This window comes from Massilia sp. CFBP9012, assembly GCF_034045115.1.
GTDB lineage: Bacteria > Pseudomonadota > Gammaproteobacteria > Burkholderiales > Burkholderiaceae_D > Telluria.
In genome coordinates this window covers 1-23,329 of sequence record NZ_JAXCWM010000011.1, presented here as the reverse complement: position 1 = coordinate 23,329, position 23,329 = coordinate 1, and the positions used below count along the sequence as shown (strand labels likewise).

Below are 23,329 nucleotides of genomic sequence, written 5' to 3'. Positions count from 1 at the left end.
ATCGCACAATCTATAACTTGTGGTCGATATGGACAATCCTGCTGCACCCATAGTACAAGCCGGCGCCGACAAGGACGCCCCGCTCAAGGAAGACATCCGCCTGCTCGGCCGCCTGCTGGGCGACGTGCTGCGCGACCAGGAAGGCGACGCGGTGTTCGACATCGTCGAAACCATCCGCCAGACCGCGGTGCGTTTCCGCCGCGACTACGATCCGGACGCCGGCGAAGAGCTGGCCACCCTGCTGCACAAACTCACCCGCGACCAGACGATTTCCGTGGTGCGCGCCTTCTCGTACTTCTCGCACCTGGCCAATATCGCCGAAGACCAGCACCACAACCGCCGCCGCCGCGCGCACCTGCTCAAGGGGTCCTCGCCGCGCTCGGGCAGCATCGGCTACGCGCTGGGCAAGCTGTTTGAGGCCGGCATCGGGCGCGAGACGGTCGATGAATTCTTCCGCGACGCCCTGATCTCGCCGGTGCTCACTGCCCACCCGACCGAAGTCCAGCGCAAGAGCATCCTCGACGCCGAGCACGATATCGCGCGCCTGCTGGCCGAACGCGACGCACCGCAGACGCCAAAGGAACGCCGCCGCAACGAACAGCTGCTGCACGCCCGCATCGCCACCCTGTGGCAGACGCGCATGCTGCGCTACTCCAAGCTGACCGTGGCCGACGAGATCGAGAACGCGCTGTCCTACTACCGCATCACCTTCCTGCGCGAAGTCCCGGCCTTGTACGACGACATCGAACTCGAAGTCGCCGAACAGTATGGCGGCGATGGATCGGCGGCTGCCCACGCCTCGTTCCTGCAGATGGGCAGCTGGATCGGCGGCGACCGCGACGGCAACCCGAACGTCAACGCCGACACCATGCGCCACGCGCTGACGCGCCAGTCGACCACCATCCTCGACTTCTACCTCGACGAGGTGCACGCGCTGGGCGCCGAGCTGTCGGCCTCCACCCTGCTGGTCAAGGTCTCGCCCGCGCTGGAACAGCTGGCCGACGCCTCGCCCGACGCCTCGCCGCACCGCAGCGACGAACCCTACCGCCGCGCCCTGATCGGCATCTATGCGCGCCTGGCCGCCACCGCGCGCGAGCTGGGCGTGGGCCACATCCTGCGCAAGGAAGTCGGCCATGCGGCGCCCTATCTCGACCCGGAACTGTTCGCGGCGGACCTCGAGGTGCTGGCCGATTCGCTGCGCCAGAACCACGGCGCCATGCTGATCCAGCCGCGCCTGGCCGGCCTGCTGCGCGCCGCGCGCATCTTCGGCTTCCACCTCGCCTCGCTCGACATGCGCCAGAGCTCGGACATCCACGAGCGCGTGCTGGCCGAGCTGTTCGCGCGCGCCGGCGTCGAAGCCGACTATGCGGGGATGGAAGAAGAAGAAAAGCGCGCGCTGATCCTGCGCGAGCTGGAGCAACCGCGCCCCCTGTTCTCGCCTTACGAAAGCTATGGCGACGAGACCAATTCGGAGCTGGCGATCCTGCGCGCCGCGCGCGAGATCCGCCTGCGCTACGGCCCGCGCGCGATCCGCAACTACATCATCTCGCACACCGAGACCGTGTCCGACCTGCTCGAAGTGCTGCTGCTGCAGAAAGAGACGGGCCTGATGCGGGTGAGCGCAGGTGTTAGCGATGCGATGGTGATCCCGCTGTTCGAAACCATCCCCGACCTGCAGCGCGCGGCCGGCATCATGGACGAGTGGATGGCGATTCCGCTGGTGGCCGGCATCATCGAGAAACAGGGCCGCCTGCAGGAAGTCATGCTTGGCTACTCCGACTCGAACAAGGACGGCGGCTTCCTGACCTCGAACTGGGAGCTGTACCAGGCCGAGTTGAAGCTGGTCGAGGTGTTCGCGCAGCGCCAGGTCAAGCTGCGCCTGTTCCATGGCCGCGGCGGCACCGTCGGCCGCGGCGGCGGCCCGAGCTACGACGCGATCCGCGCCCAGCCACCCGGCACCGTCAACGGCCAGATCCGCCTGACCGAACAGGGCGAGATCATCGCCTCGAAATTCTCGAACCCCGAGATCGGCCGCCGCAACCTGGAGTTGCTGGTGGCGGCGACGCTGGAAGCGAGCCTGATGCCGCATCACGTCAACGGCGTCGATGCCGAGCGCCTGCAGCGTTTCGAGTCCGTGATGGCCGAGCTATCGAACCGCGCCTACAAGGCCTACCGCAACCTCGTGTACGAAACGCCGGGCTTCACCGACTACTTCTTCGAAGGCACGCCGATTGCCGAGATCGCCGAACTGAACCTCGGTTCGCGCCCCGCCTCGCGCAAGTCGACCCGCCGCATCGAAGACCTGCGCGCGATTCCCTGGGGCTTCTCGTGGGGCCAGTGCCGCCTGCTGCTGCCGGGCTGGTTCGGCTTCGCGTCGAGCGTGACGAGCTGGCTCGAAGACGCCAGCGTCGGGGGCGAGCGCGACGCGAAACTGGAAGAGCTGCGCGCGATGTACCGCGACTGGCCGTTCTTCGCCACCCTGCTGTCGAATATGGACATGGTGCTGGCCAAGACCGACCTGGCGATCGCCTCGCGCTACGCAGGCCTGGTGAGCGATGCCGGCCTGCGCGAACGCATCTTCCGCCGCATCTCGGCCGAGCATGGCGAGACGATCCGCACCCTGGAAGCGATCACCGGCGCCACCGAACGGCTGGCCGGCAATCCGCTGTTGGCACGCTCGATCCAGAACCGCTTCGCCTATCTCGATCCGCTGAACCACTTGCAGGTGGAGCTGATCCATCGCCGCCGCAAGCTGGCCGATAATGCCGATCCGCGCGTGCATCGGGGGATTCATTTGTCGATCAATGGGGTGGCGGCGGGGTTGCGGAATACGGGGTGATGGCGGGCTGACGGCTTCTCGTGCAAGCTTGGGTCCCCGCCTGCGCGGGGACGACGTTCATAAGCTATCTGCCAGCAGTCGCTGACTCGGGCCACGAGCCTCCGCACGTCGTCCCCGCTCAGGCGGGGACCCAAGTCAGCCGCCTACCAACAGCACACATAAAAAAAGCCGCCCAGCGCAAACCGGGCGGCTTTTCTACATCCAGCGAGCCAGCAAATTACTGGTTGTGCAGGAAGGTCTTGAGCTTGTCCGAACGCGACGGCTGGCGCAGCTTGCTCATTGCCTTGGCTTCAATCTGGCGGATACGCTCGCGGGTCACGTCGAACTGCTTGCCCACTTCTTCCAGCGTGTGGTCGTTCGACATCTCGACGCCGTAGCGCATGCGCAGCACCTTCGCTTCGCGCGGGGTCAGCGAGTCCAGCACTTCCTTGATCACGTTGCGCATCGAAGCATGCAGCGCGGCGTCCAGCGGGGCCAGGGTCGCGTTGTCTTCGATGAAGTCGCCCAGCTGCGAATCGCCGTCCTCGCCCATCGGGGTTTCCATCGAAATCGGTTCCTTCGCGATCTTCATGATCTCGCGAACCTTATTCTCCGGCATCTCCATCTTGGCGGCCAGGGTCGGCAGATCCGGCTCGCTGCCGGTTTCCTGCATGATCTGGCGCGAGATGCGGTTCATCTTGTTGATCGTCTCGATCATGTGCACCGGCACGCGGATGGTGCGCGCCATGTCGGCGATCGAGCGCGTGATCGCCTGGCGGATCCACCAGGTCGCATAGGTCGAGAATTTATAACCGCGGCGGTATTCGAACTTGTCGACCGCCTTCAAGAGGCCGATATTGCCTTCCTGGATCAGGTCCAGGAATTGCAGGCCGCGGTTGATGTATTTCTTCGCGATCGAGATCACCAGACGCAGGTTGGCCACCGTCATTTCGCGCTTGGCCTGGCGTGCGCGCTTTTCGCCGGCCGCCATCTGCTTGTTGATCTTGCGCAGGTCGGCCAGTGGCAGCGCCACGCGCGCCTGCAGGTCGATCATGCGCTGCTGCAGCTCTTTGATTGCCGGCAGATTCCGGCTCAGCACCGCGCTGTACGGATAGGCGCAGTCGACTTCGCGGTCGCCCCATTGCAGGTCGGTTTCGTTACCCGGGAAGACCTTGATGAAGTGGGCGCGCGGCATGCCGCAGCGGTTCACGCAGATGTCCAGCACGGCGCGCTCGATCGAACGCACTTCGTCCATCTGGCGGCGCAGGGTGTCGCACAGCTTTTCCACGACCTTGGCGGTGAAGCGGATGCCCAGCAGCTCGTACGAGATCACGGCCTGCGCTTCTTCGTAGGCCGGCGAACCGTAGCCTTCATTCTTGAACGCGTGGCCCATCAGGTCGAACTGCTGCTCGATCAGCGTGAACTTCTCCAGCGCGCTCTTGCGCAGCTGGGCCAATTGCTCGGCCGAATAGCCGGCCGCGGCGCCGCCGGCGTTACCGCCCTCGCCTTCCTCTTCTTCTTCCTCGACTTCTTCCTCTTCCTCGTCGTCCTCTTCGGCCACGGCAGCCGCGTGGGCCACCGAAGCGGCGGGCGCCGGGGTGTCGTTCAGGTCGACGAAGCCGTCCACCACGTCGTCGATCTTCATCTCGTCGCTGGCGATCTTGTGCGACAGCGCGATGATTTCCGAAATCGTGATCGGGCACGCCGAGATGGCCTGCACCATGTCCTTCAGGCCCTGCTCGATGCGCTTGGCGATCTCGATCTCGCCTTCGCGGGTCAGCAGCGACACCGCGCCCATTTCACGCATGTACATGCGGACCGGGTCGGTGGTGCGGCCAAAGTCGGAGTCGGCGGTCGACAAGGCGGTGGCGGCGGCGGCTTCGACTTCATCTTCGCTGGTCGGGGTCACGGCCTGGTCCGACAGCAGCATCATCTCGGCTTCAGGGGCCCGCTCGTAGACGGCGATGCCCATGTCGTTGAAGGTCGCGATGATGCCTTCGATCGCTTCCGGATCGATGATGTTTTCAGGCAGGTGGTCGTTGATCTCGGCATGGGTCAGGTAGCCGCGCTCCTTGCCCATATTGATCAGGTTCTTCAGCTGCTGGCGGCGTTTTTCGAGCTCAGTATCCGAGAAGCCGGCTTCGCTCAGCATGGCGATGCCCTTGGCCTTGCGCTCGCGCGCTTTCGAGGCGGCCTTCAGTTCGGCGCGTTCGACGGCGTTCAACGCAGCGACTTCGTCGTTCTCCGGCACGAATTCGCTTGGCTTGCGGCCGCGGCGGCCCGGAACCTTCACCTGCGGCAGCAGGTAGCCCGAGGTGTCGATCGCAGCCAGCGCGGCGGCGTCGGTGGTCTTGCTGACGGCGCCGACGGCGCTCACAGGGACGCTGGCGCCCGTGTCGACGCGGCGCACGGCGCGGGTGCGCACGACTTTCGGCGCTTCCTCGGCGGCGGCCTGGGCCACCGGCGCCGCGGTCGGAGCAGGGGCGACGACCGGCGCTTCCGGCTCGGCCGTCTTCAGGGCGGCCAGCTTGCCGCGCTTGCGCACGATGACCGGCGCCACGGCCGGCTTGGCCTGCGCCTGCAGGTATTCGGCGGCCAGGTCGATGCCGGCTTCCACGTCCGCAGCGACAGAGTCAGGAGCAGATTCGTCGAGCACCGGGGCGGCGGCTTCGGCCACGACTTCTTCGACCGCGGCGGCGATCGGGGCCACGACCGGCGCAGCAACAGGCGCCTCTTCCACGACTGGCGCAGCGACCGGCTCGGCCGCCACCGGGCCGCCGGCGGCCAGGATGGCGTCGGCCTGGGCCTTGAGCGTGGCCAGGCGCGAACGGGTCTTGACCACCGTCACCTTGGCCGCCGCTTCCGTTTCGAGGAAGTAGGAGGTCGCGGTTTTCGGCACTGCCAGCGGCGCCGAAGCCTTGGCCGGCGCTTTTTTCGCTGTCAGTGTCAATGTCTTGGCGGTGTTTTTCATACTTAAAACTCTCCAGTCGAGGCCAGTTGCGCGCCTGCGAAGTCAATAATCCAGCGGGACCCGCGTACGGGTCCTGGGAAAGGGGGAACGGAAGTGGCCCTACCTAGGGGCGGACATGCCAGGTTTCAAGCACGACTTACCGGTTTTTGCGCGCGCCAACTCGATTCTGGGCTGCGGACAGATAGGCGATGGTCGATGTTCAAAATCGTGCTGTGCATGTCGGAACGAAAAAAAGCCCGCTAACACGGGCTTGCATCTATTTTTCTAGAAGAATAGGGGAAGGGGCTATTATGCCCCAATGCAAGTTTTGGTGATAATTGATAGATCCGATAAGGGATATACACAATTCACATAGCGCCACCCTGACATGCCGACTGCACAAGCTTCTGGGTGCGTCTGCGCCGGCGCAAGCCGGTCTCAAGGCAAGAGGCGGATGATACACGATTTCATGCGCCGACGCTTCCCCCCGCTGCAAGTTTCCCAACATTTATAATTGGAACTAGTACAATGCGCGCCCGAGCGCCGTGCTATCCTTCGCAATCTTGTTCTTACCATGAAGTCAATGAATACCAATACCCCTGCAGAGTCCGTCGACACCAACGCCACCACGCCGGAGGCGCAGCAGCCGCAAGCAGCAGCACCGGCCGCACCGGCGCCAAGCGCCGCGCCGGCGCAAGGCCTGTCGGCGCGCGCACTGCTCAAGCAGCTCCAGCAGGAGTATCCAGCCTTCCGCGACTGCCTGCCGCTGTCGATCGGCATCGACAAGCAACTGCTGGCCCGCATGCCCGGCCTGGACAAGAAGGTCATGCGCGCCGCACTCGGCATCCACACCGGTTCGATGCGCTACCTGCGCGCGATGGAAAAGGCGAAAACGCGCCATGACCTGGACGGCACCGCCGGCGCCGAAGTGCCCGAGGCGCACCGCCTGCACGCCAAGGAGCAGCTGCAACAGCGCTTCAAGAAAGAAGCCGAGCGCAAGAAGGCCGAGCGCGACGCCGCGCAAGAAGAAGAAAACAACCGCAAGCGCCAGGAAAAACTGCAGGCGCTGGCCTCGAAATTCGCCAAGAATTGAGCGCAGAGCCCGAGATCATCGAGGACGATTTGCCGGCCTACGTCGGCATCGACCTGGCCAATGTACGCCTGGTGCGCAGCGAGCAGGACGCACGCGAGGCGCTGGCCGACCTGCTGGGCAGCGACGCGATCGGCTTCGATACCGAATCCAAGCCGACCTTCGCCAAGGGAGAAGTCTCGACCGGGCCGCACCTGGTGCAGCTCGCGACCCTGGAAACGGCCTGGCTGTTCCAAACCGCGACCCCGGCCGGCAATGCGCTGGCCATCACCGTCCTGAAACCCGTGCTCGAAGACGAGCGCGTGCTGAAGGTCGGCTTTGGGCTGGGCGACGACGTGCGGCGCCTGAAATCCAAGTTCGGCATCGAGCTGCGCAATGTGCTCGACCTGTCGACGGCCCTGCGCCGGCGCGGTGAACGCAATCCGCTTGGCGCACGTAGCGCCGTCGAGCGCTTCTTCGGCCAGCGCCTGCAAAAATCCAAGCGCATCACCACCACCAACTGGGCCCTGCCCCGTCTGTCGGACAAGCAGCTGCAGTATGCGGCCGACGATGCGCATGCGGCCTTGAAGATCTACCGGCACTGGAAGGCGAATCCGCCGGCCTGACCCTCGGCGGCTGACTGCGCACCAAAAGAGGGAGTTCCGGCTCAACAATTCGCGATATCATTCCCACATCGTCGATGCCGGTGGGAGCTCATGATTTCACGTCGCCTACGCCTGTCCCTTGCTTCCCTGTTCGGCCTGCTCGCCTGTACGGCCACGGCGGCGCCGCAATCCGTTCCCGACACCCTCGACCAGCGCCTGCTCGCCTGCGCGACCTGCCACGCGCGGGTCGATGCGCGCGGCAATCCGGTCAACGACAGCTTCTATCCGCGATTGCAGGGCAAACCGGCCGGCTATCTTTATCACCAGCTGCTCAACTTCCGTGACGGCCGGCGCCAGTATCCGCTGATGACCTACCTGGTCGACCACCTGCCCGACGCTTACCTGCGCGAGATCGCCCAGCACTTCGCGGCCCTGCCGCCGACCGTGCTGCCGCCCCAGGCTCCCGGCTTATCAAGCGCAGTGCTCGAACGCGGGCGCCAGCTCGTGGTCGACGGCGACGCGGCGCGCAAGATCCCGGCCTGCGTCGCCTGCCATGGCGCGCGCCTGACCGGCGTGCAGCCGAACATCCCGGGCCTGCTCGGCCTGCCGCGCGATTACGTCAATGCGCAATTCGGCGCCTGGCGCAACAAGGTGCGGCGCGCGCATGCGCCCGACTGCATGGCCGACATCACCGCGCGCCTGTCGCTGGAGGACGTGGCGGCCGTGTCGGGCTGGCTGGCGGCGCAGCCGATGCCGCATGACCCGCGCCCGGCCGAATCCATCGCACGCCCGCTGCCGCTGGCCTGCGGCAGCGATCCGGAGGCGCGATGAAAACGTTACGGATAGTCCTCCTCGTCATCATCGTTGTCGCGCTGGCCACGGCGGTATTGGCCTGGCCGCGCGCCGAGCATATTCCATCGAGTTCGCCGCAGGCCTACGCTCCATCTGCCGCCAATATCGAGCGCGGCGCCTACCTGGCGCGGGCCGGCGACTGCATCGCCTGTCACACGGCGCGCGGCGGCGTGGCGTATGCCGGCGGCCGCGCGCTCGAGACGCCATTCGGGCGTTTCTACGGGCCGAATCTCACGCCCGACAGGCAGACCGGCATCGGCGACTGGAGCGCGGACGACTTCTGGAACGCCCTGCACAACGGCATCGCCAAAGATGGCCGCCTGCTCTATCCGGCCTTCCCCTACACCAACTACACCAGGGTCACGCGCGACGATTCGGACGCCCTGTTCGCCTATTTCCGCAGCCTCGCGCCGCAGCGCCAGCCGAACCGGCCGCACGAACTCGGCTTCCCCTATAACAGCCAGGCGCTGCTGGCCGGCTGGCGCCTGCTGTACTTCCGGCCCGGCGTGCACGAGCAGCAGCCGGCGCGCGGAGCGGAGTGGAATCGCGGCGCCTATCTGGTCGAAGGCCTGGGACATTGCAGCGCCTGTCACAGCACACGCAACCAGTTCGGCGCGCACAAGGAAGGACTCGATGGCGGCCTGATTCCCACGCTGGGCTGGTATGCGCCGTCGCTCACGTCCGGCAGCGAGGCTGGCCTTGGCGACTGGGACAAGGAACACATCGTGGCGCTGCTCGGCACCGGCATCTCGCCGCGCGGCTCGGCGACAGGGCCGATGGCCGAAGTCGTGGCGCGCAGCCTGCAGCATCTGACGACCGACGACCTGGGAGCGATGGCGAGCTATCTGCAATCGCTGCCGGCAACGCCCGCGCAGCGGCCGAGTCGCGTGCCGCCTGCGGGTGAGCAGGTGCTGATCGAAGGACGCCGCATCTATGAAGCCAAATGCGCGCAGTGCCATGGCGACGATGGGCGGGGCAAGCTGCCCGCCTATCCTCCGCTGGCCGGCAATCGCGCCGTGACCCTTACGCCGGCTGTGAATGCGATCCGCATGACGGTCAATGGTGGCTTCCCGCCCGGGACGAAGGGCAATCCCCGTCCGTATGGCATGCCGCCGTTCGGCCATGAGCTGGACGATGCCCAGGTGGCGGCGGTGCTCAGCTGGATCCGGACCAGCTGGGGCAATGCGGCGCCGCCTGTGACTGCGGTCGAGGTCAACCGGTACCGGGCGATTACGGGAGACTGAAGCGGATAGCAACGTGCTCTGCCCTTGCCTGCCAGAACCGAACGGCTGTGCAGGTATGGCCGTGCTATCGTCGGACCAAACTCCCGCGAACCGATCAGGCTCACGTTGGCGGCCTGCGCGCAGTCGCGCCGCCATGAGCCGGCCCGAAAGGAATAGCATGAACCGTTTCAACGAAAAAACCGTACTAGTCACCGGTGCGGCTTCCGGCATCGGCCTGGCGGTCGCCCGCCGCTTCCTCGATGAAGGCGCCCGCGTCGTGATGCTCGATATCGATGGCGACAAGCTGCAGAAGGCTGCGTCCAGCCTTCCGCAAGACCGCGTCCTCGTGCAGATCGGCGATACCGCGGCCAAGGACACCGCGACCGCCGCCGTCAAGGCGGCCGTCGACCGCTTCGGCGGCCTGCATATCCTCATCAACAATGCGGGCATGGCCACCGAGGGCGACATCACGCAGACGAGCGAAGAAGACTTCGAGCGCGTCATGGCGGTCAATGTCGGCGGCTACTATCACATGGCCAAGGCGGCGATGCCCGAGCTGATCAAAGCGCGCGGCTCGATCGTCATGACCTCCTCGGTTTCCGGACTTGGGGGCGACTGGAATCTGTTTGCCTATAACACCTCGAAAGGCGCCGTCAGCAATATGGTGCGGGCGATGGCGATGGATATGGCAAAGCATGGCGTGCGCGTAAACGCCGTCAATCCGAGCTTCACGAAAACCGGGATGACCGAGGATATGGTGAACGATCCCGAACTGGTCGCCAAGTTCAATGAACGCATGCCGCTCGGCGCGCCGGAAGATCCGGAGGGCGTGGCGGCGGCTATGGTGTTCCTGGCGAGCGAGGATGCGCGGCTGATTACCGGTGTGAATCTGCCGGTCGATGCGGGGTTGATGGCATCGAACGGACAGCCGCCTCAATAAATCCGGCCCGCTGGCGGCGCAACGTGAGTCAAGCCTCTGGAGCGACCCAGACCAGGTTCCACAAGTGGCCGTCGATATCCTCAAAGCCCTGGTCATACATGAACCCGTGGTCCTCCGGCGGGTGCGGCGTCCGGCCGCCGGCGGCGACAGCTCTTGCGATGAGGGTGTCGACTTCTTCCCGACTTTCGCAGCTCAGGCAGATGACGATCTCATTGGCTTGCTTCGCCTGCGCGACGGGCTTGTCGATCAGCGACCTGAAAAAAGGTTCGGTCGTCAGCATGGCCTGAATGGTGTCGCCGACGATGTGCATGAATGCCGAGTGCTCGCCACTAAAGCGGGCATTGAACGTGAAGCCGAGCGCGGAAAAGAAAGCCTTGGACTTGTCCAGGTCCTGCACCGGCAAGTTGAGGATAATCTGCTTGTTCATCGCGTTTCCTTCGTAGAGGTGGAATGGGCAACCGGTACATCATCCCTACGACGAACGGCAACGCGCGGAATCGACACGCCCTCGAACAATATTTTCATGCCAGGCCACATGGCCCACAGCGCGGCGACGACCGCCAGGCCGGTCAGACCATGTCCGCGAACGCGACCCGATCCGTGGTGGCATTACGCGCATCCTCGACCCGCACCTTGTGCGAAGCCAGGAGTCCCTCAAGCGATGAATTCATCGTGTGGCAGCCGGCATCGATCCCCTTGTTCATGTGAGCGCGGATACCACCCAGGTCCCCCGCCTCCAGCATCCGCACAACCGCCGGACTCGGCGTCAGGCACTCGGTCGCCAGGTAGTAGCGATTCCCCTCGACCGACGGCAGCAAGGCCTGGCACAGGATGCCCCGCAGCGCATGCGCCAATGCCTGCGCCTGCGCGTCCGAATTACCCAGCAAACGCAGCATCTTTTGCAGCCCGAGCTCGGTCGAGCGCGCATGCAGGGTCGCCAGCACCAGCGGCCCCGACTCGGCCAGCGCCAGCGCCTCCTGCGCCGTCTGCGCATCGCGGATTTCGCCGATCACGATGACATCCGGCCGCTCGCGCAGCGCATCCAGCGCCCCCAGGTAATAGCTCTCGACGTCGCCATCCTCTCCCACCTCGCGCTGGGTAATGATGCACTTGCGCTGCGGGATCAAGGTCTCGACCGGATCTTCGATGGTGATGATGTGCCCCGAACGCTGGCGATTGATCTCGTCCAGGATCGAGGCAATGGTGGTCGACTTGCCCTGGCAGGTGTCACCGATGATCAGCACCAGCCCGCTGGTCAGCCGCGCAAACTCGCGCTCGTCGTCCCACAGGCCCAGGTCGGACAGCGCAATCGGCTCCTTCGGAAAGCGCCGGATCACGCACCCGATACGCTTGCCGCCCTGGAAACGGAAGCAGTTGGCGCGGATGCGCGCCGTGTGCAAATCGATGGAGCGGTCGAAGGCGCGTGAGGCGATGCGCTGCGGCCAGTTCGGCTCGATCACGTCGAAGAATTCTTCCAGCTCTTCCTTCGTAATCGGCGAATCGGTCACCGCCACCAGGCCTTTCGGCTGGCGCAGCATCAACGGGCTGTTCTGATGAATGATGATGTCCGAGAACACCAGCTTGGAATTGAGCAGGTGCAGGATTTGCTGCACCAGGGTCTCGAACACCGGATGGTCTTCGTTTTCGATGTACGAGAGGGTCGGGATCTGCGAGGACTGGTGATGTTCCATCTGGTGCTGACGTAAAAACGAGTTCCAGTCATTATAGAACTGGAATGTTGCACCAGAGTAAAAAAATCGTCAGCGTGACAAACTCGCAACAATGCGTTCGCCAAACACCGTGATCGTCACGCCCAGCGCCACCACCAGCGCACCAACCAGGCGCACCGGCGACACCTCGCGCTTGGCCATATTGATCAGCCCGAAATGGTCGATCGCCATCGAGCTGAGCAGTTGACCGGCGATCACCAGCACCACCAGGGTCAACAGGCCGATGCGCGGCGCCAGGAATACGGTGCCGAGCACGAAGGCCGCCCCCATGAAACCGCCCAGGAATTTCCAGGCCGGCTGCGACGGCAGCGCCGCGAGGGTCGTGCCCAGGCCGGACACGCCGCCCTTGGCCAGCGCCATCACCAGCAGCGCCACCGTGCCGCAGCTAAATGAGATCAGCGCCGCCATGATCGAATTGGCGCCGATCGAATGGGCCAGCTGGCTGTTCACCGCAGCCTGCGCCGACATCGCGACGCCGATGCAAAATGCCGCCGCCAATAAAATCAGGTTCATCCCTGTACATCCCTAACGAAAAACGCACGATTTTAGTGCATTCCGGGCCGACGCGTCGGCACGCCCGGTCGCGCGCTCCTGCATTTCATCCCCGGAAGGCTGCAATTCGTCGCAAACGCCTCTCCCGGACACGTCCGGCTCGCTACGATGGCTGCAATACAAACGAATCACGGAGTCCACCCATGCCAGCCTTCAAGCCATCCTTCGCTGTACGCACCCTGCTGCTGGCCGCCACCCTCGCCTGCGTCGCCGCGCCCACGCCTGCCATGGCCTGGCCCTTCGGCGGCGAAAAAGTCGAAGGCAGCGGCAGCGTGACGCGCCAGGCGCGCCAGGTCGAGCGCTTCACCGGCATCGCGCTCGAATTGCCGGCCCAGCTCGAACTACGCATGGGCAATACCGAAGGCATCACGATCGAGACCGACGAGAATCTGCAGCGCCTGATCGAGACCGAGGTCGACGACGGCGTGCTGCGCATCCGCCCGACCAAGCGCAATATGAACCTGCGCGCGCACACCATGAAGATCGTCGTCAACGCGCGCCAGATCGAGCGCCTGTCGCTGGGCGGCTCGGGCACCATCGATGCCGAGGCGCTGCGTGCCCAGAGCCTGCGCATCAACCTGGGTGGCTCGGGCAAGATCCGGGTCGCCAGCCTGGACGCCGACAAAGTCTCGGTCAGCGTCGGCGGCAGCGGCGACTTCCGTGCCAACGGCGGCAAGGCGCGCGATGTGTCGGTGTCGATCGGGGGTTCGGGCAATGTGGACCTGGGCAAGGTCGCGGCCGACAGCGCCAGCATCAGCGTGGCCGGCTCGGGCGACGTGACGGTCTGGGCCAGGAACGAACTGAGCATGTCGATCGCCGGGTCCGGCGACGTCAAGTACTATGGCGATCCGAAGCTGCGCAGCTCGGTCGCCGGTTCGGGCAAGTCGCGCCGCCTGGGCGACGCCCCGAACTGATCCGGTAGCGGCGCCTGTTACAGGGCGCCGCGCAGCGCTTCGCGCTCGACCTGCACCGTGTCCGTGCCGTCGGTCAGCCACACCTGGCCGTCCTGGATCGTGCACTGCAGTTGCATCGAGCGTTGCGCCATCTTTTCCAGTTGCGCGCTGATCTCGGACGGGATGTTGATCACGCTGACGTTTTTCGCGCGCTCGATCTTGTTGGCCAGGCCCTTGAACCAGATGCTGCTGGTCGCGCTATAGCTGTACACCACCACCTTCTCGGCGCGGCCGGCCGCCTTCAGCAGGCGCTTCTCGTCCGGCTGGCCGACTTCGATCCAGGTCTGGATGGCGCCGGTCAGGTCCTTCAGCCACAGCGCCGGTTCCTCGACGTCGAACAAATCCTTGCCATAGGCGAGCGCCGGATCGGCGTGCAGGGCGAAGGCCAGCACCCGGATCATCACGCGCTCTTCGGTCTCGGACGGATGCCGGGCGATGGTCAGGGCATGTTCCTGATAATAGTTTCGGTCCATGTCGGCGATCGACAGGTCGGCCTTGTAGATGGTCGCTTTGATAGCCATTGTTGCGTGCGCTTGTAGGTGCTGGTGGATGAAAACCCGCTATTGTCGCATGCGCGGCGACTGCCGGGTTCCCTGCCGGTATAGACTAGCCGTCTTACCGAATATGGAGATCGCGATGACCAATGCTTTTCCTCCGAACCAGCAGTTCCTGCTCGCCGCCCGCCCGGTCGGGCTGCCCAAGCGCGAAGACTGGCAGTTCCACGAACAGGCCGTGCCCGAACCGGGCGAAGGCGAGGTCGTGGTCAAGGTCCTGTACCTGTCGCTCGACCCCGCCATGCGCGGCTGGATGAACGAGGGCAAATCGTATATCCGCCCGGTGGCGATCGGCGAAGTCATGCGTGCCGGCGGCGTGGGCGTAGTGGTGGCTTCGCGCTCGCCGCGCCTCAACGTGGGCGATTACGTGATGGGCGGCACCGGCGTGCAGCGCTACTGGTCCGGCCCGGCCGACGACAAGACCGCCAACCTGACAAAGATCGATCCGGCAGTGGGCCACCTGACGGCCTGGCTGAACCTGCTCGGCATGCCCGGCATGACGGCATACTTTGGCCTGCGCGAAGTGGGCCAGGCCAAGGCCGGCGAGACGGTGGTGGTGTCGGGCGCGGCCGGCGCGGTCGGCATGACCGTGGGCCAGGTCGCCAGGCAGATGGGCTGCCGCGTGGTAGGCATCGCCGGCGGGGCCGAAAAATGCGCCTTCGTCGTCGACCGCCTCGGCTTCGATGCCTGCATCGACTACAAGGCCGGCAACGTCGGCGCCGCACTCAAGCAGCATTGCCCGCAGGGCGTCGACGTCTATTTCGACAACGTCGGCGGCGAGATCCTCGACACCGTCCTCACCCGCATCAATATGAAGGCCCGCATCGTGATCTGCGGCGCGATCTCGCAGTACAACGTGACCGAACCGGTCAAGGGTCCGGCCAACTACCTGGCGCTGCTGGTCAATCGCGCGCGCATGGAAGGCATGATCGTGTTCGACTACGCGGCGCGCTATCCCGAGGCTGTGGCCCAGCTCGGCGAATGGCTCAAGGATGGCGCGATCCAGAGCCATGAATACGTGGTCGATGGCTTCGAGCAGTTCCCGCAAGCGCTATTGATGCTGTTCGAAGGCCGCAACCTCGGCAAGCTGGTGCTCAAAGTGGCGGATGCCTAGAACTTGTCGCCGGCTCCATGGTCGTACAGGTCAGGGCGCCTCGCCCTGCCTCCATGGAGCCGGCCATGCTGTCCCTTTTCGAACTATTCTCCGCCAACCCGGCGCTGCAAGGCCAGTTCAATCAGCAACTGGGCACGCCGATCAATACGCAACTGGCCACCCAGCTGGGCGCACAAGCGAACCTGCTGGCCACGCTGTCGCAGCGCAGCCATGAGCTGCTGGCGCGCCTGACCGACCTGAACCTGCAGATGGCGCGCCACGTCGTCGAGACCGCGCTCGACACCGGCCGCCAGCTCGCCGCCTGCACCGATCCCCTGCAAGTGGCACCCACCGCGATGCGCGGCTGGCAGCCGCTGGGCGAACACGTGCGCGCCTGGCAGCAGGGCCTGATGGGCGTGATGGCCGAAGCCCAGACCGGCCTCGGGCACGCAGCCGCGCTGGCGCCGGCGCCCGCGAAACGCCCCGCCTGAGCGGGCCAGGGCGCCGTGTGGCGACGGGGCGGAACTAACGCTCACCACGTTTCTCTAAACGCACGAGCGCAGCGCGAGATGGCTCTTCGAACCCAAGTGCGTTCATGCATAGCGTACGGCCTCTACAACCGACAGCCCCAAGGGCACAAGGAGATCGACATGGCGACCAGCAAGGAGAACGGAGGAAAGAGCAGCAGCAGTCAGGGCAGCGCCCAGAAGAGCGGGCCGCCCGCCAAGCGCGGCTTCGCGGCAATGGACCAGAACCAGCAGCGTGAAATCGCCAGCAAGGGCGGCCAGGCGGCCCACCAGAAAGGCACGGCGCACGAATTCGATTCCGAAGAAGCGCGCCGCGCCGGCCAGAAAGGCGGCGAGGCCGTGAGCCGCAACCGCGCCCATATGGCCGATATCGGCCGCAAGGGCGGCGAAAGCCGGCAATCGGCGCAGCGCGCGGCAGCCGCCGCGGCCGCGGCCTCGGCCTCGGCCTCGCAGAAGGGCAACCGCCAGGGCGAGGACGGCTAGCGCTGCCTGGCTGTTGGCTGTCCACGGGGTGGTCCCGGCGCGGTCCGCGCGGCGGGCCTGCCCCTGTGGTACATTGCCGGGCTTATGCCTACCCTGAAATACCTGACCGCTTACCCGGACACCCTGCAAGCCCAAGTGAGCGGGCTGATCGAACAGAACCGCCTTGGCGACACCTTGCGCCGCCGCTATCCCGAGCCGCACGGCATCCGCACCGACCGCGCCCTCTACGACTATGTGCAAGATCTCAAGGACGACTACCTGCGTCAGGCCGCGCCGGTCTCGAAGGTCGCCTTCGACAGCAAGATCCAGATCATCCAGCACGCGCTGGGCCTGCACACCGCCATTTCGCGGGTCCAGGGTTCACGCCTGAAGGCCAAGCACGAGATCCGCATCGCCAGCCTGTTTCGCGACGCCCCGCTGCCCTTCCTGCGCATGATCGCCGTGCACGAACTGGCGCACCTGAAGGAAAAGGAACACGACAAGGCGTTCTATAAATTGTGCTGCTGGATGGAGCCTGAATACCACCAGCTCGAGTTCGACGTGCGCCTGTACCTGACCTGGCTCGACCTGTCCGGCGAGCGCTTGTGGGGCGGCGACTAGCTCGACTGCGCCGACACCGCGGGTGACACTGGCGACGCTGGTGGCTGCTGCAGCGGCGACCGTCCCACGCCATCCGGCTGTGCCGCGCAAGCGCGCGTGCAGCGCTGGAGCGCCGTGTCGCAGGCGCCGAGACGCGCCATCCGGCGTCCGTTGTCGCCGGCCGCATCGAGCGCGCGGGTCGCTTGGCCCGGCACCGCGCTCTGGGCCGTGCGCGCCAGGGGATTGCGGGATTCGGCGGTAGACCCGGTCAAGCGCTGTTCCAGCGGCAGCGCCTGGGCGCCGGCGCGGCATTCGCGCTGCTCGGAGGCGCACATCGAGGTGCAGAACGCCGGGTCCGCGGCCAGCACGGGCCTGGCCACCGACACGGTCGCGGCCAGGGCGGCAAGGACGATCAAGGCTAAACGCTTCATTCCAACCTTTCAGGAAAACGGGGCGGCATGCCATCCTGTCATCCTAGCCTGTTTTCAAACAGCACGGCTCCCTGAAGGCCATGGCAATCGCAGCCGACCATTATCGTTTCCCTACAACAACGAACGTTTCGTAAAAGTAAATTTCTAACCGCCGGTCACTCGACTTCGTGAACCGGCTCCGCTACAGTCTGCACACTCGGAATTGCCGTCATACCGAGGCCTCGCTCGCCTTCGGCCACTCACACATCACATGGTTCAGCAACATACCAGGCGCCTGTCCGCCGCGTTCGCTACGTGCGCGCTCGCTTTCCTGTCTTCCCACGCCAGCGGCGCCGAAGCGCCGGGCGAGCCGGCCGCGCCCACGTCCGTGCTCAAGCTGTCCGGCTTCGGCACGCTGGGCGCGGTGTATTCAGACTCGCGCAGCGCCGACTTCACCGCCTCGGTGCTGCGCGCCGACGGCGCCGGCCATACGCGGGCCTGGAGTCCGGACGTCGACAGCCGCCTGGGCGCCCAGCTCGACCTCGATCTTGGCGCCTGGTCGGGCGTGCTGCAGGTGGTCAGCGAGCAGCGGCTGGACGGCAGCTATGCGCCCCGGCTCGAATGGGCCAATGTCAAATACCAGCTTACGCCCGACCTGGCCGTGCGCGCCGGGCGCATCGCCCTGCCCGTCTTCCTCGGCGCCGAATCGCGCAAGGTCGGCTACACGATCCCCTGGGTGCGCACGCCGGTCGAGGTCTACGGTTCCCTGCCGATTTCCAGCAGCGACGGCCTCGACGCCACCTGGCGCTGGGGCACGGGTTCGGTGCTGCATGCCACCCAGGTATTCGCCGGACGCACCAACCAGGACCTGCGCAACGGGCTGCGCATCGAGGCCGAGGACATCGTCGGCCTGTCGCACAGCATCGAACGCGGCGCCGTCAGCGCGCGCCTGTCGGCCGCCAGCGGACGTTTGAACACCGCCATCGGCGAAGAACTGTTTACGGTGCTGCGCGGCTTCGGGCCGGCCGGCGACGCGCTGGCCGACCGCTACGAGATCAGGAACAAGCGCGTCTCGATGGTCAGCATCGGCATGAGCATCGACCCGGGCGCCTGGTTCGTGACCGCAGAGTGCGGACGCACCCGCACCGATTCGCTGCTCGGTGGCGGCACCTCGATGTATGTCGGCGCTGGCCTGCGCCGCGGCGCACTGACACCCTACGCCGGCTACGCCCAGGTGCGCGCCGACGTCCCGACCCGCGATCCCGGCCTGCCGCTGGAAGGCTTGCCGCCGCCGCTGGCCGCGGCGGCCGGCCAGATCAATGCCGGCCTGAATGGCTTCCTGGCGGCGATCCCGGTGCAGTCCACCTGGAGCGCCGGCCTGCGCTGGGATGCGGCGACCAATATCGCGCTCAAGCTGCAGCTCGATCGGGTGCGTCCGCGCGATGGCTCGCGCGGCACCCTGATCAACAACCAGCCCGGCCTGCGTCCCGACCGCGCGGTGCACGTCGGCAGCGTGGCCATGGACTTCGTGTTCTGATGCGCGCGTTCTCTCGTTCCTTGCCATCCTTGCGGCGTCTGTTCGTTACGCTCGCCCTCGGCCTGGCCGCCGCCAACGCGTCGGCCGAACTGGTGGTGGTGGTCTCCAGCCGCAGCCAGGTCGCCGCGATCAATGCCGACCAGGTGGCCGCGATCTTCCTCGGCCATGCCAGCCGCTTCCCGGACGGCACCCAGGCGGTCGCCGTCGACCAGCAGCTCGGCGCGCCGCAGCGCGACAGCTTCTACCGCGATCTCACCGGCAAGACGCCGGCCCTGCTCAAGGCGCACTGGTCGAAGATGGTGTTCACCGGCCGCGGCCAGCCGCCGCGCGAAGCCAGTGGCGACGCCGGCGTGCGCCGCCTGGTGGCCGGGAATCCGGCGATGATCGGCTATATCGGGCGCGATGCGCTCGACGCCTCGGTGCGCGCCGTGCTGGTGCTGCCGTGAGGATGCGATGAACACGCTCGCGTCCATCGCCACGCCGGCCGCGCCGTTTCCGGTCAGGGCGCGCCGCATGCCCGCGCGCTGGCTCGCCCTCGCGCTCGAGACCCATATCTCGCTGCCGCTGTTCGCCCTGTTCCTGCTGGGCGCCATGTGGTTCGGCACCCTGCATGTGATCGAGGTGGAGCGCCGCACCGCGGCCGCCGCCGCGCGCGACGCCACCCAAGAGCTGCTCGACACCTACGAGGCGCAGATGGCGCGCAGCCTGAGCAATATTGACCAGACCCTGCGCGTGCTGAAATACGCGGTCGAGCAGAACGGCGCACAAGGCGCCCTGCCCGCGCTGGCGGCCAAGGGGCTGCTGCCGCCCGGCCTGGTGTTCCAGGTCGAGATCACCGACAGCCACGGGCGCGTGCTGGCCAGCAATCCGGCCGCCGGCGCGCGCGACCTGTCCGGCGCCAGTTATTTCGAGTTCCACCGCCACTTGCGGCATGACCAGCCCTACGTGAGCCAGGCCATCGTCCACCCGCAGGCCGCCGAGCCGCATCTTCATTTCTCGCGCCGCATCGACGACGCCGCCGGCCGCTTCGCCGGGGTGGCCATCGTCGCGGTCGACCCGGCCTATTTCACCAGTTCGTACGAACGCTCGCGCCAGGGCGAACGGGGCCTGCTCGGCCTGGTCGGTGTGGACGGCGTGGTGCGCGCGATGCGCATCGGCGAACAGGTCTCCTGGGGCCAGTCCTACACGCCCGGGCCCACCGATATGGTCGGCCTGCGGGCCTGCCGCATCGATGGCGAGACGCGCTACACCACCAGCCGGCCGCTGGGGGGCTTCCCGCTGCTGGCGGTGGCCGGCCTGTCGGAAAGCGAACAGATGGCGCAATTTCGCCAGCAGCGGCGCGCCTGGCTGCTGGGCGCCGGCGCCGGCAGCGCGCTGCTGGTGGCGGTGGTGATCCTGGTCAGCGCCTGGTCCTGGCAGCTGGCCAAGGCGCGCCGGCGCGAGCGCCAGGCCCAGGAAACCTATGCTGCCGCCTCGGAAGCCAGCCCCGACGCCTTCTTCGTCCTGCGCAGCATCGTCCGGAACGACCGGGTGGCCGACTTCACCATCGTCACCACCAATAGCCGCGCCGAACAGCTCACCGGCCTGCGCAAGGAGCAGCTGGCCGGCCAGCGCATATCGGTGATGCTGCCCGGCGCCTTCAGCGCCGGCATCTTCGCCGACCTCGCCGCGGTGGCGGTGGACGGGGCCACGCACGAAGCCGAATGGCTGGCGCGCTCGCTGCCTCAGGGCGAACGCTGGCTGTACCGCCAGGCGGTCGCGGTCGAGGACGGCGTGGTGGTGATCGTGCGCGACATCACCGAACGCAAGCTGGCCGAAGGGCGCATCCGCCACCTGGCCCACCACGACGACCTGACCGGCCTGCCCAACCGCAGCCTGCTGCGCGAGCGCCTGGACGAGGCGATCGCGACTGCCGCCGGCGACGGCGGCGCGGTGGGCCTGGCCTTCATCGACCTCGATGGCTTCAAGCTGGTCAACGACGCCCTTGGCCACAACGCCGGCGATGCGCTGCTGAAGGTGGTCGGCGCGCGCATGGCGCGCTGCCTGGGCGCGGGCGACACGCTGGCGCGCTTCGGCGGCGACGAATTCGTGATCCTGCTGCCCGCCCTGTCGGGCGAACCGGCATCAATCGCGCCGCTGCTGGAACAGGTACGCCAGGCTGTCACCGAGCCGGTGCTGGTCGAGGGCCAGGAAGTGCAGGTCAGCTGCAGCATCGGCGTGACCTTCTATCCGCGCGACGGGGTCGATGCCAACGCCCTCATGATGCACGCCGACATCGCCATGTACCGCGCCAAGGAGCTGGGCAACGACAACGTCCAGTTCTATGCCAGCGAGATGAACGCCAGCATCGACGAGAAGCTGGGCCTGCTGGAAGGCTTGCGTGCAGCCCTGGACAGCTGCCTGGATGACGATGCCGGCGTCTGCCAGTTCGAACTGCTGTACCAGCCCAAGGTCGACCTGCGCTCGGGCCGCTTGTTCGGCGTCGAGGCGCTGATCCGCTGGCACCATCCGGAACAGGGCCTGGTCTCGCCCGATCGCTTCATCGGCCTGGCCGAAGAGAGCGGCCTGATCGTCCCGATCGGCGAATGGGTGCTGCGCACCGCCTCCGCCCAGGGCGCCTCCTGGCGCGCCGCCGGCCTGCCGCCAATCAGCATGTCGGTCAACGTCTCGGCGCGCCAGTTCGAGGACAAGCGCCTGGTCGAGCGCATCGCCGACGCCCTGCGCGCGAGCGGCCTGCCGCCCGACGCCCTCGAGGTGGAGGTGACCGAAAGCCTGATCATGCGCGACCTGGGCCGCTCGGTCGACAAGATGCGCGAGCTGGAGGCGATGGGCGTATCGCTCTCGATCGACGACTTCGGCACCGGCTACTCCAGCCTGTCGGCGCTGAAATCGTTCCCGATCAGCCGCCTCAAGATCGACAAGTCCTTCGTCGCCGACCTGGCCAGCTGCGCCGACGACCAGGCGATCGCCCTGGCGGTGATCTCGCTCGGTCATAAACTGAACCTGCGCGTGATCGCCGAGGGAGTCGAGACCGAGCAGCAGCGCGACTTCCTGCGCGCCAACGACTGCGACGAGATGCAGGGCTATCTGTTCAGCCGCCCGCTGCCGGCCCAGGCGCTGGCGCGCCTGCTGGCGGACAGCCACGGAGTCGTCGCGTGAAACCGGTGCGCGACACCACTAGCGTCCTGCTCGGCGCCGAGCCCACGCTTCGGCGCATGCTCAATTACTGGATCGCCACCGCCCTGCTGTACCTCGCGGCCATCGTGCTGCTGACCTGCCAGGTGGCGGCCGGCCACACGCCGCGCGACCTGGCGCTGCTGCTGGGCGCGACCGCCGCCGCCGGCACCCTGGCCTCGTATGCGCTGATCCGCTTCAGCACGTGTTTGGATCTCGCGCCAGACGTGCTGGCGATGCTGCAGTCGGTATTCGCTATCGGCTGCTGCATGGCGGGTTACGCGATCTCTGGACCGATGCGCGCCGCGCTGCTGTGCATGACGGTGGTGATCATCGCCTTCTGCGCCGTCGCCCTGCGCCCGCGCCAGACCATGTTTCTGTCGGCGGTCACGCTGGGCGGCATGGGCAGCGTCATGTGGTGGCTGCAGGCGGGCGACCCGCTGCGCCATCCGCCGGCGGTGGAAGCGATGAACTTCGGCTACCTGGCGGCGGCGCTGCTGTCCACCGCCCTGCTGTCGAGCGAGATGACCAAGCTGCGCCGGCGCATGAAGCGCAAGAAGCAGGAACTGGAACAGGCTCTCGAGACCATCCGCACCCTGGCCACGATCGACGAACTGACGGCCCTGGCCAACCGCCGCCACATGAACGAACTCCTGTGCGCCGAGGAGCGGCGCCAGCCGCCCGGCACGGGCAGCTGCGTGGCCCTGCTCGACATCGACTTCTTCAAGCAGGTCAACGACCTCCACGGCCACGCGCTGGGCGACACCGTGCTGCGCGAGTTCGCCAGCGCCGCGCGCGGTGCGCTGCGCGCGAACGACACGCTGGCGCGCTGGGGCGGCGAGGAATTCCTGCTGCTGTTGCCGGACGCCGCGCCGCACGACGCGCGCCAGGTGCTCGAGCGCATGGCCAACCACGTGCACGCGCTGCGGGTCGAGGGACTCGATCCCGCGCGCCGCATCAGTTTTTCAGCCGGCCTGGCCGCGCGCCGCACGGGCGAGCCGTTCACGGAGGCGATCAGCCGCGCCGACAAGGCGCTGTACCGGGCCAAGGCCGCGGGACGCGACCGGGTCGAGGTGGCCTGAAACCGGTCTCGGTGATAACCCGCCGTCTACCCGAGGCCACCGCTCAGCTGACACGTCGTTCCCGCAAAGGCGCACTGGTGTCCGGAATAATTTCGGGCCCTTGAATAAGCCCGCTTCATAGGAAAAACCACGTCGTTCCCGCGGAGGCGGGAACCCAAGTGTGCCCGGCCAGTGGCCTAGAAATCGACCTCCGATGAA

The 23,329-nt window shown here is 66.5% G+C and carries 21 protein-coding genes; 15 read left to right on the top strand and 6 right to left on the bottom strand.

Annotated features, from left to right (window positions below):
- Positions 1 to 28 precede the first annotated feature (28 nt).
- Positions 29 to 2,839, top strand: coding sequence for a phosphoenolpyruvate carboxylase (gene ppc, locus SOM61_RS18305; protein WP_320475411.1), 2,811 nt, complete (start codon positions 29 to 31; stop codon positions 2,837 to 2,839).
- Positions 2,840 to 3,056: 217 nt separating this feature from the next.
- On the opposite strand, the gene rpoD is transcribed toward ppc, so the two are convergent.
- Positions 3,057 to 5,789, bottom strand: coding sequence for an RNA polymerase sigma factor RpoD (gene rpoD / locus SOM61_RS18300; RefSeq protein ID WP_320475410.1), 2,733 nt, complete (start codon positions 5,787 to 5,789; stop codon positions 3,057 to 3,059).
- A 562-nt stretch (positions 5,790 to 6,351) separates the two neighbouring features.
- Here rpoD and SOM61_RS18295 point away from each other — a divergent pair.
- The 5 genes from SOM61_RS18295 to budC all read left to right on the top strand — a co-directional run bounded on the left by SOM61_RS18295 (position 6,352) and on the right by budC (position 10,457).
- Positions 6,352 to 6,861: a ProQ/FINO family protein gene (locus SOM61_RS18295; protein ID WP_320475409.1), complete on the top strand. Its 510-nt coding sequence runs from the start codon at positions 6,352 to 6,354 to the stop codon at positions 6,859 to 6,861.
- The gene (locus tag SOM61_RS18290; RefSeq protein WP_320475408.1) at positions 6,858 to 7,463 is read left to right on the top strand and encodes a 3'-5' exonuclease; all 606 of its coding nucleotides are present in this window, start codon (positions 6,858 to 6,860) and stop codon (positions 7,461 to 7,463) included. Before SOM61_RS18295 ends, SOM61_RS18290 begins: the two co-directional genes overlap by 4 nt.
- Positions 7,464 to 7,553: 90 nt before the next feature.
- The gene (locus tag SOM61_RS18285; RefSeq protein ID WP_320475407.1) at positions 7,554 to 8,273 is read left to right on the top strand and encodes a c-type cytochrome; all 720 of its coding nucleotides are present in this window, start codon (positions 7,554 to 7,556) and stop codon (positions 8,271 to 8,273) included.
- The gene (locus SOM61_RS18280; RefSeq protein WP_320475406.1) at positions 8,270 to 9,538 is read left to right on the top strand and encodes a c-type cytochrome; all 1,269 of its coding nucleotides are present in this window, start codon (positions 8,270 to 8,272) and stop codon (positions 9,536 to 9,538) included. Before SOM61_RS18285 ends, SOM61_RS18280 begins: the two co-directional genes overlap by 4 nt.
- Before the next feature lie 157 nt (positions 9,539 to 9,695).
- On the top strand, positions 9,696 to 10,457 hold the full coding sequence (gene budC, locus SOM61_RS18275) for a meso-2,3-butanediol dehydrogenase (protein WP_320475405.1): 762 nt from the start codon (positions 9,696 to 9,698) through the stop codon (positions 10,455 to 10,457).
- 28 nt (positions 10,458 to 10,485) lie between these two features.
- Here the strand turns inward: budC and SOM61_RS18270 are convergent, their stop codons facing one another.
- The 3 genes from SOM61_RS18270 to SOM61_RS18260 form a co-directional block, all read right to left on the bottom strand.
- Positions 10,486 to 10,884 carry a VOC family protein gene (locus SOM61_RS18270; RefSeq protein WP_320475404.1) on the bottom strand — a complete coding sequence of 133 codons (399 nt, stop codon included), beginning with the start codon at positions 10,882 to 10,884 and terminating at the stop codon, positions 10,486 to 10,488.
- 142 nt (positions 10,885 to 11,026) lie between these two features.
- Positions 11,027 to 12,148, bottom strand: a complete 1,122-nt coding sequence (locus tag SOM61_RS18265; protein WP_320475403.1) for a type IV pilus twitching motility protein PilT — start codon at positions 12,146 to 12,148, stop codon at positions 11,027 to 11,029.
- Positions 12,149 to 12,217: 69 nt separating this feature from the next.
- Positions 12,218 to 12,700: a DMT family transporter gene (locus SOM61_RS18260; RefSeq protein WP_320475402.1), complete on the bottom strand. Its 483-nt coding sequence runs from the start codon at positions 12,698 to 12,700 to the stop codon at positions 12,218 to 12,220.
- Between the two features lie 182 nt (positions 12,701 to 12,882).
- On the opposite strand from SOM61_RS18260, the gene SOM61_RS18255 reads away from it, so the two are divergent.
- Complete coding sequence (locus tag SOM61_RS18255; RefSeq protein WP_320475401.1) at positions 12,883 to 13,653, top strand: head GIN domain-containing protein; 771 nt, start codon at positions 12,883 to 12,885, stop codon at positions 13,651 to 13,653.
- Positions 13,654 to 13,670: 17 nt separating this feature from the next.
- Here the strand turns inward: SOM61_RS18255 and SOM61_RS18250 are convergent, their stop codons facing one another.
- Positions 13,671 to 14,213 (bottom strand): YaeQ family protein, encoded by a 543-nt coding sequence (locus tag SOM61_RS18250; protein WP_320475400.1) that lies wholly within the window; start codon positions 14,211 to 14,213, stop codon positions 13,671 to 13,673.
- Between the two features lie 115 nt (positions 14,214 to 14,328).
- Here SOM61_RS18250 and SOM61_RS18245 point away from each other — a divergent pair, with 115 nt between their 5' ends.
- From SOM61_RS18245 to SOM61_RS18230, 4 genes are all read left to right on the top strand, one after another.
- Entirely contained in the window at positions 14,329 to 15,360 is a 1,032-nt protein-coding gene (locus SOM61_RS18245) for an NADP-dependent oxidoreductase (RefSeq protein ID WP_320475399.1), read from the top strand.
- Positions 15,361 to 15,425: 65 nt separating this feature from the next.
- Positions 15,426 to 15,830, top strand: a complete 405-nt coding sequence (locus SOM61_RS18240; RefSeq protein ID WP_320475398.1) for a phasin family protein — start codon at positions 15,426 to 15,428, stop codon at positions 15,828 to 15,830.
- A gap of 159 nt (positions 15,831 to 15,989) precedes the next feature.
- Positions 15,990 to 16,349: a KGG domain-containing protein gene (locus SOM61_RS18235; RefSeq protein ID WP_320475397.1), complete on the top strand. Its 360-nt coding sequence runs from the start codon at positions 15,990 to 15,992 to the stop codon at positions 16,347 to 16,349.
- An 84-nt stretch (positions 16,350 to 16,433) separates the two neighbouring features.
- Positions 16,434 to 16,949 (top strand): M48 family metallopeptidase, encoded by a 516-nt coding sequence (locus SOM61_RS18230; RefSeq protein WP_320475396.1) that lies wholly within the window; start codon positions 16,434 to 16,436, stop codon positions 16,947 to 16,949.
- Here SOM61_RS18230 and SOM61_RS18225 read toward each other — a convergent pair.
- On the bottom strand, positions 16,946 to 17,359 hold the full coding sequence (locus tag SOM61_RS18225; RefSeq protein WP_320475395.1) for a hypothetical protein: 414 nt from the start codon (positions 17,357 to 17,359) through the stop codon (positions 16,946 to 16,948). The genes SOM61_RS18230 and SOM61_RS18225 overlap by 4 nt on opposite strands.
- A 250-nt stretch (positions 17,360 to 17,609) precedes the next feature.
- On the opposite strand from SOM61_RS18225, the gene SOM61_RS18220 reads away from it, so the two are divergent.
- The 4 genes from SOM61_RS18220 to SOM61_RS18205 are packed head-to-tail and all read left to right on the top strand — an operon-like array spanning position 17,610 to position 23,131.
- The gene (locus SOM61_RS18220) at positions 17,610 to 18,875 is read left to right on the top strand and encodes a hypothetical protein (RefSeq protein WP_320475394.1); all 1,266 of its coding nucleotides are present in this window, start codon (positions 17,610 to 17,612) and stop codon (positions 18,873 to 18,875) included.
- Positions 18,875 to 19,321 carry a phosphate ABC transporter substrate-binding protein gene (locus SOM61_RS18215; protein WP_320475393.1) on the top strand — a complete coding sequence of 149 codons (447 nt, stop codon included), beginning with the start codon at positions 18,875 to 18,877 and terminating at the stop codon, positions 19,319 to 19,321. The genes SOM61_RS18220 and SOM61_RS18215 overlap by 1 nt, the downstream gene beginning before the upstream one ends.
- Before the next feature lie 7 nt (positions 19,322 to 19,328).
- On the top strand, positions 19,329 to 22,034 hold the full coding sequence (locus SOM61_RS18210; RefSeq protein WP_320475392.1) for a bifunctional diguanylate cyclase/phosphodiesterase: 2,706 nt from the start codon (positions 19,329 to 19,331) through the stop codon (positions 22,032 to 22,034).
- Positions 22,031 to 23,131 (top strand): diguanylate cyclase, encoded by a 1,101-nt coding sequence (locus tag SOM61_RS18205; RefSeq protein WP_320475391.1) that lies wholly within the window; start codon positions 22,031 to 22,033, stop codon positions 23,129 to 23,131. Before SOM61_RS18210 ends, SOM61_RS18205 begins: the two co-directional genes overlap by 4 nt.
- Positions 23,132 to 23,329 lie beyond the last annotated feature (198 nt).

Excerpts from the sequence above, each read along its gene's own strand:
- SOM61_RS18235 (WP_320475397.1), top strand. The coding sequence starts at position 15,990 with ATGGCGACCAGCAAGGAGAACGGAGGAAAGAGCAGCAGCAGTCAGGGC.
- ppc (WP_320475411.1), top strand. The coding sequence starts at position 29 with ATGGACAATCCTGCTGCACCCATAGTACAAGCCGGCGCCGACAAGGAC.
- SOM61_RS18250 (WP_320475400.1), bottom strand. The coding sequence starts at position 14,213 with ATGGCTATCAAAGCGACCATCTACAAGGCCGACCTGTCGATCGCCGAC.
- SOM61_RS18245 (WP_320475399.1), top strand. The coding sequence starts at position 14,329 with ATGACCAATGCTTTTCCTCCGAACCAGCAGTTCCTGCTCGCCGCCCGC.
- SOM61_RS18225 (WP_320475395.1), bottom strand. The coding sequence starts at position 17,359 with ATGAAGCGTTTAGCCTTGATCGTCCTTGCCGCCCTGGCCGCGACCGTG.
- SOM61_RS18260 (WP_320475402.1), bottom strand. The coding sequence starts at position 12,700 with ATGAACCTGATTTTATTGGCGGCGGCATTTTGCATCGGCGTCGCGATG.
- SOM61_RS18285 (WP_320475407.1), top strand. The coding sequence starts at position 7,554 with ATGATTTCACGTCGCCTACGCCTGTCCCTTGCTTCCCTGTTCGGCCTG.
- SOM61_RS18220 (WP_320475394.1), top strand. The coding sequence starts at position 17,610 with ATGGTTCAGCAACATACCAGGCGCCTGTCCGCCGCGTTCGCTACGTGC.
- rpoD (WP_320475410.1), bottom strand. The coding sequence starts at position 5,789 with ATGAAAAACACCGCCAAGACATTGACACTGACAGCGAAAAAAGCGCCG.
- SOM61_RS18280 (WP_320475406.1), top strand. The coding sequence starts at position 8,270 with ATGAAAACGTTACGGATAGTCCTCCTCGTCATCATCGTTGTCGCGCTG.
- SOM61_RS18210 (WP_320475392.1), top strand. The coding sequence starts at position 19,329 with ATGAACACGCTCGCGTCCATCGCCACGCCGGCCGCGCCGTTTCCGGTC.
- SOM61_RS18265 (WP_320475403.1), bottom strand. The coding sequence starts at position 12,148 with ATGGAACATCACCAGTCCTCGCAGATCCCGACCCTCTCGTACATCGAA.
- budC (WP_320475405.1), top strand. The coding sequence starts at position 9,696 with ATGAACCGTTTCAACGAAAAAACCGTACTAGTCACCGGTGCGGCTTCC.
- SOM61_RS18270 (WP_320475404.1), bottom strand. The coding sequence starts at position 10,884 with ATGAACAAGCAGATTATCCTCAACTTGCCGGTGCAGGACCTGGACAAG.
- SOM61_RS18240 (WP_320475398.1), top strand. The coding sequence starts at position 15,426 with ATGCTGTCCCTTTTCGAACTATTCTCCGCCAACCCGGCGCTGCAAGGC.
- SOM61_RS18230 (WP_320475396.1), top strand. The coding sequence starts at position 16,434 with ATGCCTACCCTGAAATACCTGACCGCTTACCCGGACACCCTGCAAGCC.
- SOM61_RS18255 (WP_320475401.1), top strand. The coding sequence starts at position 12,883 with ATGCCAGCCTTCAAGCCATCCTTCGCTGTACGCACCCTGCTGCTGGCC.
- SOM61_RS18215 (WP_320475393.1), top strand. The coding sequence starts at position 18,875 with ATGCGCGCGTTCTCTCGTTCCTTGCCATCCTTGCGGCGTCTGTTCGTT.
- SOM61_RS18295 (WP_320475409.1), top strand. The coding sequence starts at position 6,352 with ATGAATACCAATACCCCTGCAGAGTCCGTCGACACCAACGCCACCACG.